Consider the following 17,417-nt stretch of genomic DNA (forward strand, 5'->3'; position numbering starts at 1 on the left):
CTTTTCACCTTTCCCTCACGGTACTGGTTCACTATCGGTCACTAGGGAGTATTTAGCCTTGGGAGATGGTCCTCCCGGATTCCGACGGAATTCCTCGTGTTCCGCCGTACTCAGGATCCTCCTAGGTGTTATCCAAATTTCGTCTACGGGGTTTTTACCCTCTTTGACATACTTTTCCAAGTATTTCGACTATCTGAATAGACTACCATATCGGAGTCCTACAACCCCAACAAGCAAGCTTGTTGGTTTGGGCTTTTCCCGTTTCGCTCGCCGCTACTCAGGGAATCGAATTTTCTTTCTCTTCCTGCAGGTACTTAGATGTTTCAGTTCTCTGCGTCTACCTCGACTGCGCTATGTATTCACGCAGACGTAACATCCTATAAAAGATGCTGGGTTCCCCCATTCGGAAATCTCTGGATCATAGCTTACTTACAGCTCCCCAAAGCATATCGGTGTTAGTCCCGTCCTTCATCGGCTCCTAGTGCCAAGGCATCCACCGTGCGCCCTTATTCACTTAACCTTTGACCTTACGGTCGGTTTTGAGTACTTCTTCTAGCGATAGAAGGTTGCTCAAGAAAATAAGCGTTGAACTTATTAAAAAACTCTTTTAACATTTCAACTCGGTGTGTGTTACTTGTTTTGATTATTTCTTCGATATCCAGTTTTCAATGAACAAAGCTTAACGACCATTGTCGTTAATGGAGCCTAGCGGGATCGAACCGCTGACCTCCTGCGTGCAAAGCAGGCGCTCTCCCAGCTGAGCTAAGGCCCCGGGTATTTACTTGAGAGTAGACCTCTCAAAACTGAACAAAGGCAAACGATGTGTAGTCTTCCGAAATATTCCTTAGAAAGGAGGTGATCCAGCCGCACCTTCCGATACGGCTACCTTGTTACGACTTCACCCCAATCATCTATCCCACCTTAGGCGGCTGGCTCCAAAAAGGTTACCTCACCGACTTCGGGTGTTACAAACTCTCGTGGTGTGACGGGCGGTGTGTACAAGGCCCGGGAACGTATTCACCGCGGCGTGCTGATCCGCGATTACTAGCGATTCCGGCTTCATGTAGGCGAGTTGCAGCCTACAATCCGAACTGAGAGAAGCTTTAAGAGATTAGCTTAGCCTCGCGACTTCGCAACTCGTTGTACTTCCCATTGTAGCACGTGTGTAGCCCAGGTCATAAGGGGCATGATGATTTGACGTCATCCCCACCTTCCTCCGGTTTGTCACCGGCAGTCTCGCTAGAGTGCCCAACTAAATGATGGCAACTAACAATAAGGGTTGCGCTCGTTGCGGGACTTAACCCAACATCTCACGACACGAGCTGACGACAACCATGCACCACCTGTCACTTTGCCCCCGAAGGGGAAGCTCTATCTCTAGAGTGGTCAAAGGATGTCAAGACCTGGTAAGGTTCTTCGCGTTGCTTCGAATTAAACCACATGCTCCACCGCTTGTGCGGGCCCCCGTCAATTCCTTTGAGTTTCAACCTTGCGGTCGTACTCCCCAGGCGGAGTGCTTAATGCGTTTGCTGCAGCACTGAAGGGCGGAAACCCTCCAACACTTAGCACTCATCGTTTACGGCGTGGACTACCAGGGTATCTAATCCTGTTCGCTCCCCACGCTTTCGAGCCTCAGCGTCAGTTACAGACCAGAGAGCCGCCTTCGCCACTGGTGTTCCTCCATATATCTACGCATTTCACCGCTACACATGGAATTCCACTCTCCTCTTCTGCACTCAAGTCTCCCAGTTTCCAATGACCCTCCCCGGTTGAGCCGGGGGCTTTCACATCAGACTTAAGAAACCGCCTGCGCTCGCTTTACGCCCAATAAATCCGGACAACGCTTGCCACCTACGTATTACCGCGGCTGCTGGCACGTAGTTAGCCGTGGCTTTCTGGTTAGATACCGTCAAGGGATGAACATTTTACTCTCATCCTTGTTCTTCTCTAACAACAGAGTTTTACGATCCGAAAACCTTCTTCACTCACGCGGCGTTGCTCGGTCAGACTTTCGTCCATTGCCGAAGATTCCCTACTGCTGCCTCCCGTAGGAGTCTGGGCCGTGTCTCAGTCCCAGTGTGGCCGATCACCCTCTCAGGTCGGCTATGCATCGTTGCCTTGGTGAGCCGTTACCTCACCAACTAGCTAATGCACCGCGGGTCCATCCATCAGTGACGCAAAAGCGCCTTTCAACTTTCTTCCATGCGGAAAATAGTGTTATACGGTATTAGCACCTGTTTCCAAGTGTTATCCCCTTCTGATGGGCAGGTTACCCACGTGTTACTCACCCGTTCGCCACTCTTTTTCTTTCGGTGGAGCAAGCTCCGGTGAAAGAAAAAGCGTTCGACTTGCATGTATTAGGCACGCCGCCAGCGTTCGTCCTGAGCCAGGATCAAACTCTCATAATGATTTGTTTGAATGACCATACGGTCATTAAGCTCATAAAAATTAACTTTGCTAGCTATTGCTTGCATGTATTTGTTTCAATAAATTGAAACGTCCTACACATTGGTTCGTTTGCTTGCTTTGTTCAGTTTTCAAAGGTCTACCGTGCTGTGTTAGCAACTTTTATATCATATCAGAGCGACGTTTGTTTGTCAACTCTTTTTTCAAAAGTTTTTTTCGCTCGTTGTTTTTCAACTTCGTAGCGGCTGTCTCAGCGACTTAATTAGGATAACAAATGATTCGTTATTTGTCAACAACTTTTTTCAATTAATTTTGTTGATGTATCAACATCAATTAACTGTTTTAAAATTGCGACTTCGTTATAATATCATCTGTCGAGCTATGCGTCAACTACTTTTTTCAATTCTTTTTAGGAATTCATTTAGTCATTTGGCACATGTAATAATATACCAACTAAATCCCTTGCGGTCAATCATTTTCTATGGCTTTTTTCAATTTTTACAAACCCGTCTAATCGCATTGGATCCAGCTTTTATCGTTCGCATTTAATCCGTTTTCTGGCGACTATCGTGGCGTTTTTTCCTCTAATTCCTCGCTGTTTTTCTCCCTGATCCAGCAGACAAGAAAAAAAGCCGCCCATCTCTTGCGAGTGGACGGAGTTTTTTATCTCATTGTTGGGAATAATAAAACGTCGCGAATCGATTGCGCATCTGTCAACAGCATCACTAAGCGATCGATCCCGATCCCTAATCCACCAGTTGGCGGCATACCGTATTCAAGTGCTTCTAAGAAATCTTCATCCACCCCATGGGCTTCATCATTTCCTGCTTCGCGCTCTTTTTCTTGCCCTTCAAAACGTTCTCTTTGATCGATTGGATCATTTAGTTCCGTGAAGGCATTCGCAAATTCACGACCAACGATAAATAATTCAAAGCGGTCGGTAAAGCGTTCATCTTCTGGATTCTTTTTCGCTAATGGCGAAACTTCCACTGGATGACCGAAGACAAAGGTTGGCTGCTGTAACGTTTCTTCAACAAATGTCTCAAAGAATTCATTGATGATATGGCCAACAGTCATGGCATCAGTGATTTCAACATGATGTTCTTTCGCTAAGCTGCGGGCTTCTTCAACGGACATTGGTTGCCAGAAATCAACACCTGTTTGATTTTTGATTGCATCGACCATATGGATTCGCGCAAAGTCGCTAGCTAGATCGACTTCTTGTCCATCGTATTGGATCGTTGCTGTGTGCAAGACTTTTTCAGCAGCATTACGGATAATGCCTTCGGTCAGATCCATTACATCTTTGAAATCTGTATATGCCGTATACGCTTCTAGCATTGTAAACTCAGGATTATGGGTCGTATCGATCCCTTCATTTCGGAAAACGCGGCCGATCTCATAGACTTTTTCCATGCCGCCCACGATCAATCGTTTTAAGTGAAGCTCAAGAGCGATCCGTAAATACAGATCCATGTCTAAGGCATTGTGGTGGGTAATGAAGGGACGAGCCGCTGCACCACCTGCTTGATTATGCAATACTGGCGTTTCGACTTCGATATACCCATGACCGTCAAGGTAACGACGAATTTCGCTGATGATTTGGCTTCGTTTCATGAAACGATCAAAGCTTTCTTTATTACTGATCAAATCCAAGTAACGTTGACGGTAGCGTTGTTCTACGTTCGTCAAGCCATGGTATTTGTCAGGCAATGGACGCAATGCTTTTGATAAGATCACGATTTCTTTGGCTTTGATGGTCACTTCACCGGTATCGGTCTTCATGATTTCACCAGATACGCCGAAGAAATCACCTAAGTCTGCGTGTTTGAATACTTCGTAAGGTTCATCCCCTACTTGGTCTTTACGTACATATATTTGAATACGGCCTTCGCGGTCTTGTAAATGTGCAAAACCAGCCTTACCTTTTCCACGTTTTGTAACGATTCTTCCTGCAATGCTTGCTGAAAGATTCATTTCGGCTAATTCTTCTTTGGTTCTTTGATCAAATAACTCATGTAACTCGGCAGAATTATGGGTGCGTTCGAATCGCTTGCCAAAAGGATCAATGCCTTCTTCCCGTAGTTTTTCCATCTTTTCACGGCGAACCAACATTTGATCATTCAATTCTTCTTGTGTTTGTCGTTCCTCTGTCACGAGTTTTCCTCCATTCTTAACTTGGGTTTCCTTCTTATAATGCCAATGATGACGCAAAAAATCAAGCCGAACTTTCGAATCGACTTGATTTGTTTCTTATTCCTTAAGAGTTGCTAGTGGCTGTTTTTCGGTCTTTTCCACAAATGCATCTAATAAATCAAAAATCGTCTGCTTATCTTCCGCTTGGTTGATAGCTGCCTTCACTTTGGCTGCCCGCGAAATACCTTTTAAGTAGTACGCAGCATGTTGACGAAATTCTCGCGAAGCGATTTTTTCCCCTTTTAGATCAGCCAAACGTTGTAAATGAAGTTTCGCTGTCGAAATTTTTTCTCGCGGTGTTGGTTCTGGCAATAACTCGCCTGTCTCCAAGTATTGCTTGGTGCGGTGGATCATCCATGGATTGCCTAACGCTGCCCGTCCGATCATCACTGCATCTGCACCGACTTCTTCCAACATTCGCTTGGCATCTTCAGGGGTTTTGACATCGCCGTTGCCCATAAAGGGAATCGTGATACTTTGCTTCACTTGTTTCAACACGTCCCAATCTGCCGATCCTTCATACATCTGTACACGGGTTCTGCCATGCATACCGATCGCTGCGGCACCCGCTGCTTCTGCGGCTTGGGCATTTTCAACCGCAAAGATGTGCTGCTCATCCCAGCCGATCCGCATTTTTACGGTAACGGGCTTGTCGATCGCACTGGAAACAGCATGGACCATTTCATAAACCTTGTCGGGATCTAAAAGCCACTTCGCACCAGCTTCTGCTTTGATGATTTTGTTTACAGGACACCCCATGTTGATATCAATGATATCGGCAGTTGTGTTTTCTGCGACAAATTGCGCTGCTTCTACTAAGGATGCTTTATTCCCACCAAAAATCTGAATACTAAGAGGATGCTCGGTCTCGTCAATAAATAGCATCTCAAGGGTCTTCTTGTTCCGCAGTTGAATCCCTCGATCACTGATCATCTCACAGACGACTAAACCCGCGCCAAATTCTTTGACTGTCACACGAAACGCAGAATTGGTGATCCCTGCCATTGGCGCAACGACGACGCGATTAGGAATCTCAACCGACCCGATCTGCCATGTTTGTCTATCTTTCACTTACGCTTCCGCCTCTTTCTTCAATGCCGCCAATTCCGTTTCATCAAAATGATACTTGTTGCCACAAAACGAGCAGACTGCCTCTGCCCCGTGGTCTTCATCGATCATCGCTTGGATCTCATCAGCCCCCAAGGTAATGATCGCCGTCGCAAATTTTTCTTTCGTGCAATCACAATGGAACTGGACTGGCATTTTTTCTAGTACTTCGATCGTCGTGTCTGGCAACAATGTCGCTAAGATCTCTTCTGGTGATTGTCCTTCATCGATCAAGGTTGATACTCGAGGCAATTCTCCCAAACGTTTTTCGATGGCATCAATGATCTCTTCACTGGCACCAGGCATGATCTGCAGCATAAAGCCACCGGCTGCCCGAATCGAATCATCGGTTTCTACTAATACACTCAGACCAACAGCAGAAGGAATCTGTTCTGACACTGCTAAATAATAAGTAAAGTCTTCCCCAAGCTCCCCAGAGACGATCGGTGTTTGTCCAGAGAAGGGTTCTTTTAGCCCTAAGTCTTTGATCACGGTAAAGATCCCTTGGTCACCCACTGCGCCCCGAACGTCCAATTTTCCTTGAGGGTTCAACGGCAGACTGATCTGCGGATTTTTTATGTATCCTTTTACGTCCCCACGGCCATTGCTGTCTACGACGATTGCCCCAGCAGGACCATTTCCTTGAATTTTGACGGTCAATTTGTCTTCCCCTTTTAAGGTACTGCCTAATAACAAACTTCCCACCATCGCTCGCCCTAAAGCAGCGGATGCCGTATTCCATGTTTCATGGCGTCGTTGTGCTTCGGCGATCGTTTCTGTTGCCGATACTGCATATGCTCGGACGAAGCCGTCATATGCTAGTGCTTTTACTAAATAATCCTTCATCTTGATTCTCCTTTTTATTCATTAATGAATCATACTAGGAAGCGCCGCTTTTTTCAACTGAATGTGTTTGAATTTAAGGAAAGTCTTCTTAAATAGAAACAAAAAGGCACCGAGTTTCCTCGGTGCCTTGATACGTCTTGTTTTAGGCGTTATCATCTTTGTTTTCTTGATCAGTCGGTTGGCTTTCGCTATTGCGGCGAACGTCTTCCAATTGTTGATCAAAATCGTTTGATGGTGCATCTTCGCTGTGTTTTTCTGCAGCTTGCTTCTCTGCATCTTTTTCTTCCAGCGCACGTTTCGCTTCTTCAAACGTTTGAGCTTTTTCACTAGGATACTCAGAGCTTTCGGTTCCTTCAGGCATTTTGCCTTCTTCAAACAAGGATTTGATTGCTTTGGCATCTAATGTTTCATGTTCAAGCAGTTTTTCAGCGATCAATTTGTGCTGTGCACGGTGTTCTTCAATGATTTCATGGGCTTTTTGATGAGCATCCATTAAAATCTTGCGAACTTCTTGATCGATTTCAAAGGCAACTTGTTCAGAGTAAGCTTTTGTTTGACCATAATCACGACCAACAAAGACTTGATGGTTTCCTTCATATTGAACTGGACCTAACTTGTCACTCATTCCATATTCTGTCACCATGCTTCTTGCAAGCGCAGTTGCTTGTTCAAAGTCATTGGAAGCACCCGTTGATTGTACACCGAAGATGATTTCTTCAGCCGTACGACCACCAAGCAACCCAACGATTTGTTCAAACATATCTTCTTTGGTCATCAAGAATTGATCTTCTTTCGGCAAGGCGATCATGTAACCACCCGCACGTCCCCGAGGAATGATCGTTACTTTGTGTACCACACGGGCACGACTCAAGACTAACCCAACAATGGTATGTCCTGCTTCATGGTAAGCAACCATTTCACGTTCGCGTTTGTTGATGACCCGATCTTTCTTCGCTGGACCAGCGATCACGCGATCTTCTGCTTCATCGATATCTGAAGCATCGATTTTTTTCTTGTTACGACGAGCAGCAACTAATGCCGCTTCGTTCAAGACGTTTTCCAGATCCGCACCAGCAAAGCCTGGTGTTTGTTGGGCAACGACTTTCAAATCAACATCATCTGATAAAGGTTTGTTGCGGGCATGGACACGGAGGATCGCTTCACGACCTTTCACGTCTGGACGACCAACCAAAATCTGACGGTCAAAACGACCTGGACGTAGCAACGCTGGATCTAAAACATCCGAACGGTTCGTTGCGGCAATGACGATCACGCCTTCATTCCCATCAAAACCATCCATTTCAACCAACAACTGGTTCAATGTTTGTTCCCGCTCATCATGTCCGCCACCCATACCGGCACCACGTTGGCGACCGACTGCATCGATTTCATCGATAAAGATGATGGCTGGTGCATTTTTCTTCGCTGTTTCAAATAAGTCACGCACCCGGCTTGCACCGACACCGACAAACATTTCAACGAAATCTGAACCAGAGATCGAGTAAAACGGTACGCCAGCTTCACCAGCAACGGCTTTGGCTAGTAACGTTTTCCCGGTTCCTGGAGGCCCCTCAAGTAAGACACCTGCTGGGATACGAGCACCTAATTCAACGAAGCGTCGAGGATCTTTCAAGAATTCCACGACTTCGACAAGCTCTTGTTTTTCTTCTTCTGCACCGGCTACGTCTGAAAAACGCACGCGGTTGGCTTTTTTATCCGCTTCTTTGGCTTTTGATTTGCCAAAGTTCATCACACGGCCGCCACCGCCACCGCCGCCACCTTGTTGGCTCATCATCATGTAGAAGAAGAAAATGATGATCACAAGTGGTAAGAAGCTAACCAAAAGCGATAACCAAATGCCGCTGTTGGATTCTTCTTCGATCGTGGTTTTGACCCCTTCTGCCGAGGCCAAACTGGTGACTTCGCTTAGTGTGGAATCATTCGGTAAAATGATCGTTGAAAAGCGGGTCGAACTCGCCTGTGTATTACCTAAAACAGACAAGCTGTTGTCATTGCTGACGGTTTGTTCTTCATTGTATTCACCCACGATTCGATACACACCGTTAGCGGGTTGAACAGTAAACTGTTTGATCTTCCCGTCTTTCAGCTGCTCTGTAAACGTGGAGTACTCGATCGTTGGGGTCTGCTGATTGCCATTTCCAAAAATGAAATATACGACCATGACCATCGCCAACAAGACAAGTACATAATATAAGGTATTTTTTACCATACCGTTATTTTTCTTATTCATGCGTACCTCCCTGGCTATTTTGTTTTATCAATCCTGACCATTTAATTGTATCACAATTGATTTAGAACAGTCACTAATTTGACTGATAAACACTAGGTTTTAAGACGCCAACGTAAGGTAAGTTTCGATATTGCTCTGCATAGTCCAGTCCATATCCAACAACAAACTCATTTGGCACATCGAAGCCGACATAATCTGCATCGATCTCAACGACACGACCTTCTGGCTTATCTAATAACGTTACGATTTTCACTGATTTCGCTTTACGGTATTTGAATAGATCCACCAGATAAGCCAATGTGCGACCGCTGTCAATGATGTCTTCAACGATCAAGAGATCACGGCCCTCAACATTTGTATCTAAATCTTTGATGATCTTGACTTCCCCAGATGAAATCATGGCATTGCCATAACTTGAGACATCCATGAAGTCTAACTCCAAGTAACAATCCATCTCACGAACGATGTCTGCCATGAAAGGAACGGCACCTTTCAGCACACCAACGACTAGAGGATTTTTATCCGCATAAGCCGCCGTTAATTCTTGACCAAGTTCCACACAACGATTTTTGATTTCGTCACGGGAAATCAAAATTTTCTCAATATCTTTATCTAGCATAAAGTTCTCCTTCCAACTCTTACTCCTGGTATTTATAAAGAAGTATGTAGTGTATTTTATCAGTTTCTGGCGCAATACTCAAATAGGAAAATGTATGAGGTAGTAAGGCAATCACCTCTTTTTCAAGGTTTGTGACGACCCAACTTTTTTCTCGCACTTCATTAGGAATTTTTGAATCGATAAAAAAACGACTGATCTTTTTGGTCAGACCACGCGCCAAGCGGATTCGGTCTCCCGGCTGGCGCTTACGCACCACCAGCTCAGAGGAATAGTTTAGCGGTAAATCTTGGGAAAACTCTGACCAATTTGTGATTTTTTTGGGAATATGCTGTTCATTTATCGGAAAATACCCAATCCATTCCTTTTCAGAAAGATAGATCCCCTCCCCTAAAACCAGTCGCTGACTGACTTCTGTCAACGGCGCTGCAGGCTTTTGGGGAACAGTAACAGGTTCCAATAACAATTGGTCATAACTGCGCCGTAGCTGCCACTGTTTGTGCAACGCCAATTGCCATTGCCCTTTCTTTTCATCTAGCAGACGCAATAACTGCGGCAGCTGTTTTTGATTGAGGGGCTGTTTCGTAAAAGCCTCTGCTTGCTGTAAAAAACCCGCATAGAAAAAATAGCGTTGCGCTGGCGAAAACGTCGGCAGCTGCTGCAGATTGATCACTAAGCGAGCAGCTTGCTGTTGAACGAACGCAGACAACAATTGCTGCTGCTCTTGTTGGATCAGCTGATTGGCGAACTGTACTTCTTCAGAAAGCTGTTGAAAATGCGGCAGCAGCTGCGGATTTTCCGCTTTTAAGGCTGGCACTACTTGCTGGCGTAGTCGGTTTCGCAAATACAGCGGTTCGTGATTGCTTTCGTCTTCAAAGTAGGGAATCTGCTGTGCTTGCGCATAGTCGTAAATCGCTGCCTTACTGACAGTAAGCAGTGGACGCAACAAGATCCCTGTGTGAAAAGGCTGCTGCTGTTTCATCCCGCCAGCCGATCGCAAGCGACCTTCTCGCATCATCTTCATCAACATCGTTTCTACTTGGTCATCACTGTGGTGAGCAGTCAGCAAAACATCATAGCCTTCTTGAGACATGACGTCGGCAAAAAATGTATAGCGAAAGTTTCGAGCGCTAGCTTCTACGCCGGTTTCTGGCGGATTTTCCCAGCACCGTTCATAAAAAGGAATGCCGCGTTCTTGGCAGTACTGCCGTAAAAAAGCCGCTTCCTTGGCAGATGCTGGACGCAATTGATGGTTCACATGTGCCACACCAAAACATGGCTCTTTTTGCATTTCAGGAAACAACTGACAAAAGATCTGCAACAAGACCATCGAATCGACGCCCGTCGATACCGCAAGCAAAAAGCGGCGTTTTTTTTCAGGATCGATGGCAGTGAGTTGCCCTCGAACGGTTTGAATGACCATCGTTTGACCTCCTTTTCATTTGGTAATCCCACAAGAAAGAAAGCTGAAACAAAACGAACCAACAGTTTTGTTCCAGCTTTTTCCAACTTGCTATTCATGTTTAGTTACGGCGTCCGCCGCGGCCACCGCGTTTTCCTTCTGTATTTCGACGTAATGACGAAAGACGATCATCACTATCTTTTAGAAAAGAACTCATCAATGAATCGAAGTCTTGTTTATTTACATTCGTATTTTGATTGCGTGAAAAAGATTTTTTCGGATTTGGTCGATTGAATTCTTTTTTCGGGTATTCACGTTTTTCTTCCGGTTTATCTTCTGCTTTGCGGATCGATAGGCCGATTTTTCCATCGTTGCCGATTGCCGTAACAAGTACTGTCACTTCATCCCCAACAGACAACACGTCGTGAATGTCTTTGACGAATCCGTTTGATACTTCACTGATATGCACCAAACCAGTTTTCCCTTCACCAAGATCAATGAACGCACCAAAATTTGTAATACCAGACACTTTGCCCTTTAGTTTCGCTCCAACTTCGATTGACATATAAAAAATGTTCCTCCTAATTTTTACCCATTTAAAATAATTCAAACTACTACGCTGAGTAGGTATGACATTGCTTAATCTTGTGACTCTGTGGATGATGATTCTTGTCCGCTTTGCGAAGAACGCTCATTGGTGTTTTGAGAATCCGTCCCGTCTGGCAAGACTGGATAGATTTTTTCGCCATCTTTTGAGTAGAAGAATCTGCTGCGGGCCAATTTTGCCACATACTCATCGTCTTGCAGCAAGGCAACGTCTCGCTCCAGTGAAGCCACCTTTTGTTCTGCCTCTTTTTGTTCGGCAACTGTTTCCGCCTTATATTCCTTTAGCTTTTGCAGGCGCATTTGATCGTTGAACATTTGAATCCCTACGATCGCAAATATCGCTAATGCCGCCACGAAAAACGCCACCAGCCGACGTCGGCGAAACACGACTTGCCGCCGCTCTTTTTCAAACTTGGCAAATTGCTCTTTCGCATAATCGGTCTGCAATAGTTCTATTTTTTTATTTGATTCTTTTGCCACCTGAACTCGCTCCCGTCGCTGTCTTTGTTTTTTACATTATACCAACATCCGCAAAGCTTGTCTAACTGAAAATGCCGTAAAAATCAAGCATTTTCTGAGATTCTTTCCTCTGAAACGATCTCATACATTTTTGCAGCGTCTTCTTTTTTCGTCGATTCATGCAATTCATTGACTTTTACTTCCAAGACCTTATTCCCGAATTGAATGCGCATGGTATCGCCTACTTTGACGTCACTGCTTGACTTGGCTAATTTGCCGTTGATCTGAATGCGTCCCTTGTCTGCCACTTCTTTGGCCACAGAGCGACGCTTGATGATACGGGAGATTTTAAGAAATTTATCTAATCTCATGTTTTTCACCTCTTCTTAATAGTTTCTTTCCAAATGGAACTAACAGCCATTCGCGAATCGTTAACAATTTGATTTTGATCGCTGCCCCGATAAAGGCTGCGCCTCCCAGACCTACACCGCCTAGGCAAAAAAGCAGTGCCTGTAGTCGATGGGTCAAAGGACCGTTCAATAAGATCGCAACGAAGCTATAATATAAGAATAGCACGCTTGCCATGATCCCTAAACAAATAAATAGTTTTTTTCCATAATTTCCTTCATGCCAAAAGTGATTGATGCTGCTTTGTGCTCGACGCTGTTCGGAAACCACAAAACAGCATAAGGTCGCGCCTAACCCCAACAGTGTACTGATACTCGCTCCTGCAGTCCCATAAGAAGCAGTCAGCGGCCACATCGATAGACATTTGATCAAAAGACCGATCCCCGCAGCGAGCAAGCCGAAGGTATAGGTATTGCGACTTTGTTGAATGCTTTGATAGGCTTGGATCGTCGCCATCAGAGCGATAGAAAAGACAAACAATACCAGCGCCGCATTGCCAGAACCGTCTTTGAATAAGGCAAAGTTAATATAAGGCAGCAAAATCGCTAAGCCCACGGCGGAAGCCGAAGCAATCCCGATCGTCAGGCGCAAATACATTTTTGCCGACTTTTCAAACAGCTGCTGATTTTTTACCGTCAAATACTTGGTCAACGTTGGCAAAAACGTCGAGCTTAACGCCATCGCCACCACAAGACCTAGTTGGACGAGGGGTTGTCCGCGATCATAGATCCCTTTTGAAATTCGGGCTGCTTGTGCCGTCATCCCCCCCGCTTCTAGCGCATTGGTCAATAAAAACGAATCCGCTAACTGGAACAAGATCAAATAGCCGCTATAAATCGTCAACAGACCGCCTTCTAAGAAGAACCGTTTCTTCAACGAGGCGGATAAACCAGCGGGATTTTCTCCTGTACTGGTGACCGGTTTGTGCCATAGCGACAGGCGTTTGCCGTTGATTTGTCGGCTATAATAACTTAAGATCCACCACGCCGCAAGGCCCCCGACTAAGGCACCCATCATGGCGACAGTCCCCGTTTGATAAATCGTCCAGCCCAATTGCTGGAAAGCTGCCGCAGCACCTAAAATCACACCAACTCTAAGCAGCTGCTCTACGACTTGGGAAACTGCTGTCGGCACCATTTGCAAATTTCCTTGAAACATTCCTCGATAAAAGGTCAAAGGCGGGACAAATAAGAAGGTAAAAGAAACGACACGAATCAAGCCCGCCAGTTGGTGGTCCCCCATCACTTGTGCGATCGGACCAGCAAATAAAAAGGTCACCGCCCATAAACCGATCGCAGACCAAAGTACGAAAGGCGTCAACGCTTGCAGCCGTTCCTTGCTTTTCAAAGGATCGGGTTCTTCAGCGACGATGCGGGAGATAAACTGTGGCAACCCTGACAACGCTAACGTCATCGCCAATCCATAAATCGGATAGACTTGTTGATACACATAAAACCCTTCGTCCCCTACCAGGTTCTGAAAAGGGACCCGATAAACGGCACTTAAGATTTTTGCGATAAAGGAAGCGATCGTTAAAATAAACGCCCCTTCCATCGTACGCTTCAATTGTGATTTCGGCATCCCGCTGGTTCCTTTCTAGCCTTGGCTGGCGTATTTTTGTTCCCGTAACGCTTTGACAAAATCTTGGATTTCTAATAGCCAGGTGCTTTCCTTCATCACTGGCGGAATCTGTAATTTGATGGTCATTTGCTCATGATCGACACCCATCGTGGCTTTTAATTTAGTAGCTTTCAATGCTTCAAACAGCTGCTCCACCGAATAATTTTTCGTGCCGACTTTACTCAAAGTAAACGACACCGTCTGCTGCTGCTTGCGGATAGTTTCTAACAAGGCACGATCGCCGTTCATTTTGATCTCGCCCACCGTTAAGAGATGTGCCACTTCTACAGGGTATTCACCGAAACGGTCTAACAGATCATCTTGAAGTTCATCAACTGCTTCTTGGGATTCCAGCTCACGAATTCGTTTGTAGATCTCGATTTTTTGCCGTTCGTCTTCAATATACGAAGTCGGTAAGTAGGCATCGATCCCCAGATCGATCTCGACGGTCGTTTTTTCTGTTTGGGTATTTTTCCCTTGTTTCCGAGTGACTGCTTCAGACAGCATTTGCGAGTACATGTCAAACCCGACTGCATCGATAAAGCCGTGCTGCTGCGCCCCCAATAGATTACCCGCTCCACGAATCGAAAGATCTCGCATCGCGATTTTGAAACCTGACCCCAACTCGGTAAAGTCCTTAATGGCTTGCAGCCGTTTTTCACTGACTTCATTCAACACTTTTTGCTGTTCATACATGAAATACGCATAGGCGACCCGATTGCTTCGACCGACACGGCCACGCAGCTGATACAACGTCGAAAGTCCCATGTAATCGGCATTTTCCACAAACAACGTATTGGCATTGGGAATATCCACACCGGTTTCAATGATCGTCGTCGTCACCAACACATCGTATTGACCTTCAATAAAGTCAAATAAGGTGTTTTCCAATTGGATCTCGGTCATTTGCCCGTGGGCATAAGCGATTCGTGCGTCTGGCACTAACGCCTGCAGTTCTTCGACTTTTCGCTCGATCGTATCGACACGATTATAGAGATAAAACACTTGACCTCCCCGTGCCATCTCCCGTTGGATCGCTTCTCGCACCGCTCCTGGATTCATCTCCATCACATAGGTTTGGATCGGGTAACGATTTTCTGGTGGTGTTTCGATCACAGATAGGTCCCGTACCCCCAGCATCGACATATGCAATGTTCGTGGGATCGGCGTTGCCGTCAACGTCAACACATCGACTTGCGAACGCAGTTGTTTCAAGCGCTCTTTGTGTTTAACCCCAAACCGTTGTTCTTCATCGATCACCAACAAGCCCAAATCAGCAAACTCGACATCTTTTGACAATAATCGGTGGGTCCCCACCAAAATATCTACTTGCCCTTTGCGCACTTGCTCGATCGTTTCATTCTGCTGTTTTTTCGTCCGAAAACGACTCAGTACCCCAACATTGACGGGGAATCCTTCAAAACGATCGACCATCGTTTCATAGTGCTGCTGCGCCAAGATCGTTGTCGGTACTAAGAAAGCCACTTGTTTGCTTTCTTTGATCGCTTTAAAAGCAGCCCGCAGCGCCACTTCTGTTTTCCCAAAACCAACATCCCCGACTAACAAGCGGTCCATCGGCTTTTCTTTTTCCATATCCCGCTTGATCTCTGCCGTACTGCGCAGCTGATCATCGGTTTCCGAATACGGAAAGGCATCTTCAAATTCTTTTTGATAGGCATCGTCTGGTTGAAAAGCATAGCCTTTTTCTGATTCGCGTTTGGCATACAATAAAATCAAATCATCTGCGATGTCTTCAATTTTAGCCGTCACTTTGCGCTTGGTCTTCGCCCACTCGCTGCCACCTAATTTATTGATTTTCGGTGTTTTCGATTCGGAAGCCACATATTTTTGAATCAAATTCAGTTGGGTGACTGGAATAAAGAGCTTGTCTTCGTTTTGGTACAAGATCGTCATGTAATCTTGGTGGACGCCATCGACTTCTAAGGTTTCCATGCCGATGTACTTCCCGATCCCATGATTCGCATGGACGACATAATCGCCCGCTTTTAACTCATTGTAGCTTTTGAGCCGTTCCGCATTGGTGACATTTTGCCTGCGGGCTCTTTTTTTGTTCATCTTTTGGAAAATTTCTTTTTCCGTAACCACCACTAGCTTGTCTTGCGGCATTTCAAAGCCGCTTTGCAAACGTTCCACCACGATTTGGGTGCGTCCTGTAAACAGGCGGTCTTGTTGCGTCTGCACGGCATAGATATCATGATCTCGCAGATCTTGCTCTAACTTCTTGGCCCGCTCTTGGTCACTGACCAGAAAAATCACCGTCTGCTGCTGCTTCTCCCAGCGATCGATTTCAACTTTCAAGAGACCCATTTGGCTGAAAAACTGCTGCATCGGCCGGTATTGGAATTGATGGATCGCTTGGAAGCGAATGTTCCCCATTCCTTTTTGGAATAAAGAAAAGAAGCTGGTCACAAAGGTTTCTTTTTGCAGCAGCTGATGGACATCGATCCCGAATTGCTGTTCAGAAAAGACCCGCAGCTCCGCTAATTTTTGGGTATGCCACTCCGCCTCTTCCCGTTCGATCTCACGATTGGTCTCCATGATCCGAGCATAATCATCGATCATCAAAAAGGCATCTTCAGCAAAATAATCTAAGACACTCGTTTGCTGACGATACAGTAAATCCGTGTAATAACGGGCACTTTCACCAGGAATCCCCGCTTGCCATTGAGAAGCCAACTGGCCAAAATAATCTTCTAAAAAGGCGCGATCGGTTGCTTCTTTGGTGACTGCCAACCGTTTGTTCAATAATTCTTGCAGCTGCTTTTGCCCCGCAGCTAAATCTTCCGCTGAGAAAACCAATTCGGTAGTGGGTAAAATAGCCACTTGCTGCAGCGTTTCCACTGAGCGTTGCGTTTCCACGTTGAAAGAACGCATCGAGTCGATTTCTACATCGAATAACTCGATCCGTACGGGATATTCGGCGTTTAATGGATAAATATCGAGGATGCTCCCACGAATACTGAATTCGCCAGGTTTGCCAATCATTGACTGACGTTCGTAGCCCATCAAAATCAATTGTTGCGGCAAACGCTCTAAATCGATCTCATCGCCGATCTGCCATTGAAATTGATTGGCTAACCAGGTTTTCTTTTCAGGCAAATACTTTCGCAAAGCCGCCACCGGCAACACATAGATCCCCGTTTTCCCTTTAGAAACAGCATTCAGCGCTGCCACGCGTTCTTCTCTGGCTTCTGGTGAAGAAAAAGCCATTTCGGCTGACAACACTTCATCCACTGGAAAAACGTAGACATCTTCCGTCACATTGCGCAGATCTTCGGCTAGTTGATTTGTATAATAGAGATTAGGTGTCACGACGATCACTTGTTTTTGAAATGCCTGATACACACCAGTGATCGCTAATGTTTTTGCCGATCCAGCTAGACCGGTCAGTAATTGCCGGGGGGCCTGTTCACGTAAACCTGTATGCCAAGCCGCCACTGTCGGCACTTTATTTATTAATTCAATTAAATCCATCTCGG

General features: G+C 45.7%; 11 protein-coding genes, 1 tRNA gene and 2 rRNA genes (1 of these 14 cut by a window edge). All 14 read right to left on the bottom strand.

Translation table 11 applies throughout. The annotated features are described in order from the left end of the window. Window positions 1-520, bottom strand: a 23S ribosomal RNA gene (locus IGI82_RS16420) (it extends 2,395 nt beyond the left edge of the window). 179 nt (window positions 521-699) lie between these two features. Next, window positions 700-772: transfer RNA gene (locus IGI82_RS16425), tRNA-Ala, on the bottom strand. Window positions 773-848: 76 nt separating this feature from the next. Next, window positions 849-2,408: ribosomal RNA gene (locus tag IGI82_RS16430) — 16S ribosomal RNA — on the bottom strand. Together the 16S and 23S rRNA genes with 1 tRNA gene alongside form the textbook arrangement of a ribosomal RNA operon. A 661-nt stretch (window positions 2,409-3,069) precedes the next feature. Then, a complete protein-coding gene (gene lysS / locus IGI82_RS16435; protein WP_005230758.1) occupies window positions 3,070-4,563 on the bottom strand; it encodes a lysine--tRNA ligase in 1,494 nt (497 codons plus the stop codon). A 96-nt stretch (window positions 4,564-4,659) separates the two neighbouring features. Beyond that, window positions 4,660-5,673, bottom strand: coding sequence for a tRNA dihydrouridine synthase DusB (dusB, locus tag IGI82_RS16440; protein WP_438842507.1), 1,014 nt, complete (start codon window positions 5,671-5,673; stop codon window positions 4,660-4,662). Then, entirely contained in the window at window positions 5,674-6,555 is an 882-nt protein-coding gene (gene hslO / locus IGI82_RS16445; RefSeq protein ID WP_005230756.1) for an Hsp33 family molecular chaperone HslO, read from the bottom strand. A gap of 142 nt (window positions 6,556-6,697) precedes the next feature. Next, on the bottom strand, window positions 6,698-8,806 hold the full coding sequence (gene ftsH, locus IGI82_RS16450) for an ATP-dependent zinc metalloprotease FtsH (RefSeq protein WP_010749000.1): 2,109 nt from the start codon (window positions 8,804-8,806) through the stop codon (window positions 6,698-6,700). A 73-nt stretch (window positions 8,807-8,879) separates the two neighbouring features. Continuing rightward, the gene (gene hpt / locus IGI82_RS16455) at window positions 8,880-9,425 is read right to left on the bottom strand and encodes a hypoxanthine phosphoribosyltransferase (RefSeq protein WP_005230750.1); all 546 of its coding nucleotides are present in this window, start codon (window positions 9,423-9,425) and stop codon (window positions 8,880-8,882) included. Between the two features lie 19 nt (window positions 9,426-9,444). Next, window positions 9,445-10,845, bottom strand: coding sequence for a tRNA lysidine(34) synthetase TilS (gene tilS / locus IGI82_RS16460; RefSeq protein ID WP_438842508.1), 1,401 nt, complete (start codon window positions 10,843-10,845; stop codon window positions 9,445-9,447). Between the two features lie 100 nt (window positions 10,846-10,945). Continuing rightward, window positions 10,946-11,389 carry a S1 domain-containing RNA-binding protein gene (locus IGI82_RS16465; protein ID WP_010748998.1) on the bottom strand — a complete coding sequence of 148 codons (444 nt, stop codon included), beginning with the start codon at window positions 11,387-11,389 and terminating at the stop codon, window positions 10,946-10,948. A 74-nt stretch (window positions 11,390-11,463) separates the two neighbouring features. After that, a complete protein-coding gene (locus tag IGI82_RS16470) occupies window positions 11,464-11,910 on the bottom strand; it encodes an FtsB family cell division protein (protein ID WP_005230746.1) in 447 nt (148 codons plus the stop codon). A gap of 83 nt (window positions 11,911-11,993) precedes the next feature. Continuing rightward, window positions 11,994-12,260, bottom strand: coding sequence for an RNA-binding S4 domain-containing protein (locus tag IGI82_RS16475; protein ID WP_005230745.1), 267 nt, complete (start codon window positions 12,258-12,260; stop codon window positions 11,994-11,996). After that, complete coding sequence (locus IGI82_RS16480; RefSeq protein WP_159161465.1) at window positions 12,247-13,878, bottom strand: polysaccharide biosynthesis protein; 1,632 nt, start codon at window positions 13,876-13,878, stop codon at window positions 12,247-12,249. Before IGI82_RS16480 ends, IGI82_RS16475 begins: the two co-directional genes overlap by 14 nt. A gap of 15 nt (window positions 13,879-13,893) precedes the next feature. Beyond that, on the bottom strand, window positions 13,894-17,412 hold the full coding sequence (gene mfd / locus IGI82_RS16485) for a transcription-repair coupling factor (RefSeq protein ID WP_438842509.1): 3,519 nt from the start codon (window positions 17,410-17,412) through the stop codon (window positions 13,894-13,896). Window positions 17,413-17,417: the final 5 nt, after the last annotated feature.

It is taken from the genome of Enterococcus sp. AZ067, from assembly GCF_051715005.1.
In the GTDB taxonomy this organism is placed as follows: domain Bacteria; phylum Bacillota; class Bacilli; order Lactobacillales; family Enterococcaceae; genus Enterococcus_D; species Enterococcus_D casseliflavus.

Coding starts and splice junctions, on each gene's coding strand:
- mfd (WP_438842509.1), bottom strand. CDS start 17,412: ATGGATTTAATTGAATTAATAAATAAAGTGCCGACAGTGGCGGCTTGG.
- ftsH (WP_010749000.1), bottom strand. CDS start 8,806: ATGAATAAGAAAAATAACGGTATGGTAAAAAATACCTTATATTATGTA.
- IGI82_RS16480 (WP_159161465.1), bottom strand. CDS start 13,878: ATGCCGAAATCACAATTGAAGCGTACGATGGAAGGGGCGTTTATTTTA.
- tilS (WP_438842508.1), bottom strand. CDS start 10,845: ATGGTCATTCAAACCGTTCGAGGGCAACTCACTGCCATCGATCCTGAA.
- IGI82_RS16465 (WP_010748998.1), bottom strand. CDS start 11,389: ATGTCAATCGAAGTTGGAGCGAAACTAAAGGGCAAAGTGTCTGGTATT.
- hslO (WP_005230756.1), bottom strand. CDS start 6,555: ATGAAGGATTATTTAGTAAAAGCACTAGCATATGACGGCTTCGTCCGA.
- IGI82_RS16475 (WP_005230745.1), bottom strand. CDS start 12,260: ATGAGATTAGATAAATTTCTTAAAATCTCCCGTATCATCAAGCGTCGC.
- hpt (WP_005230750.1), bottom strand. CDS start 9,425: ATGCTAGATAAAGATATTGAGAAAATTTTGATTTCCCGTGACGAAATC.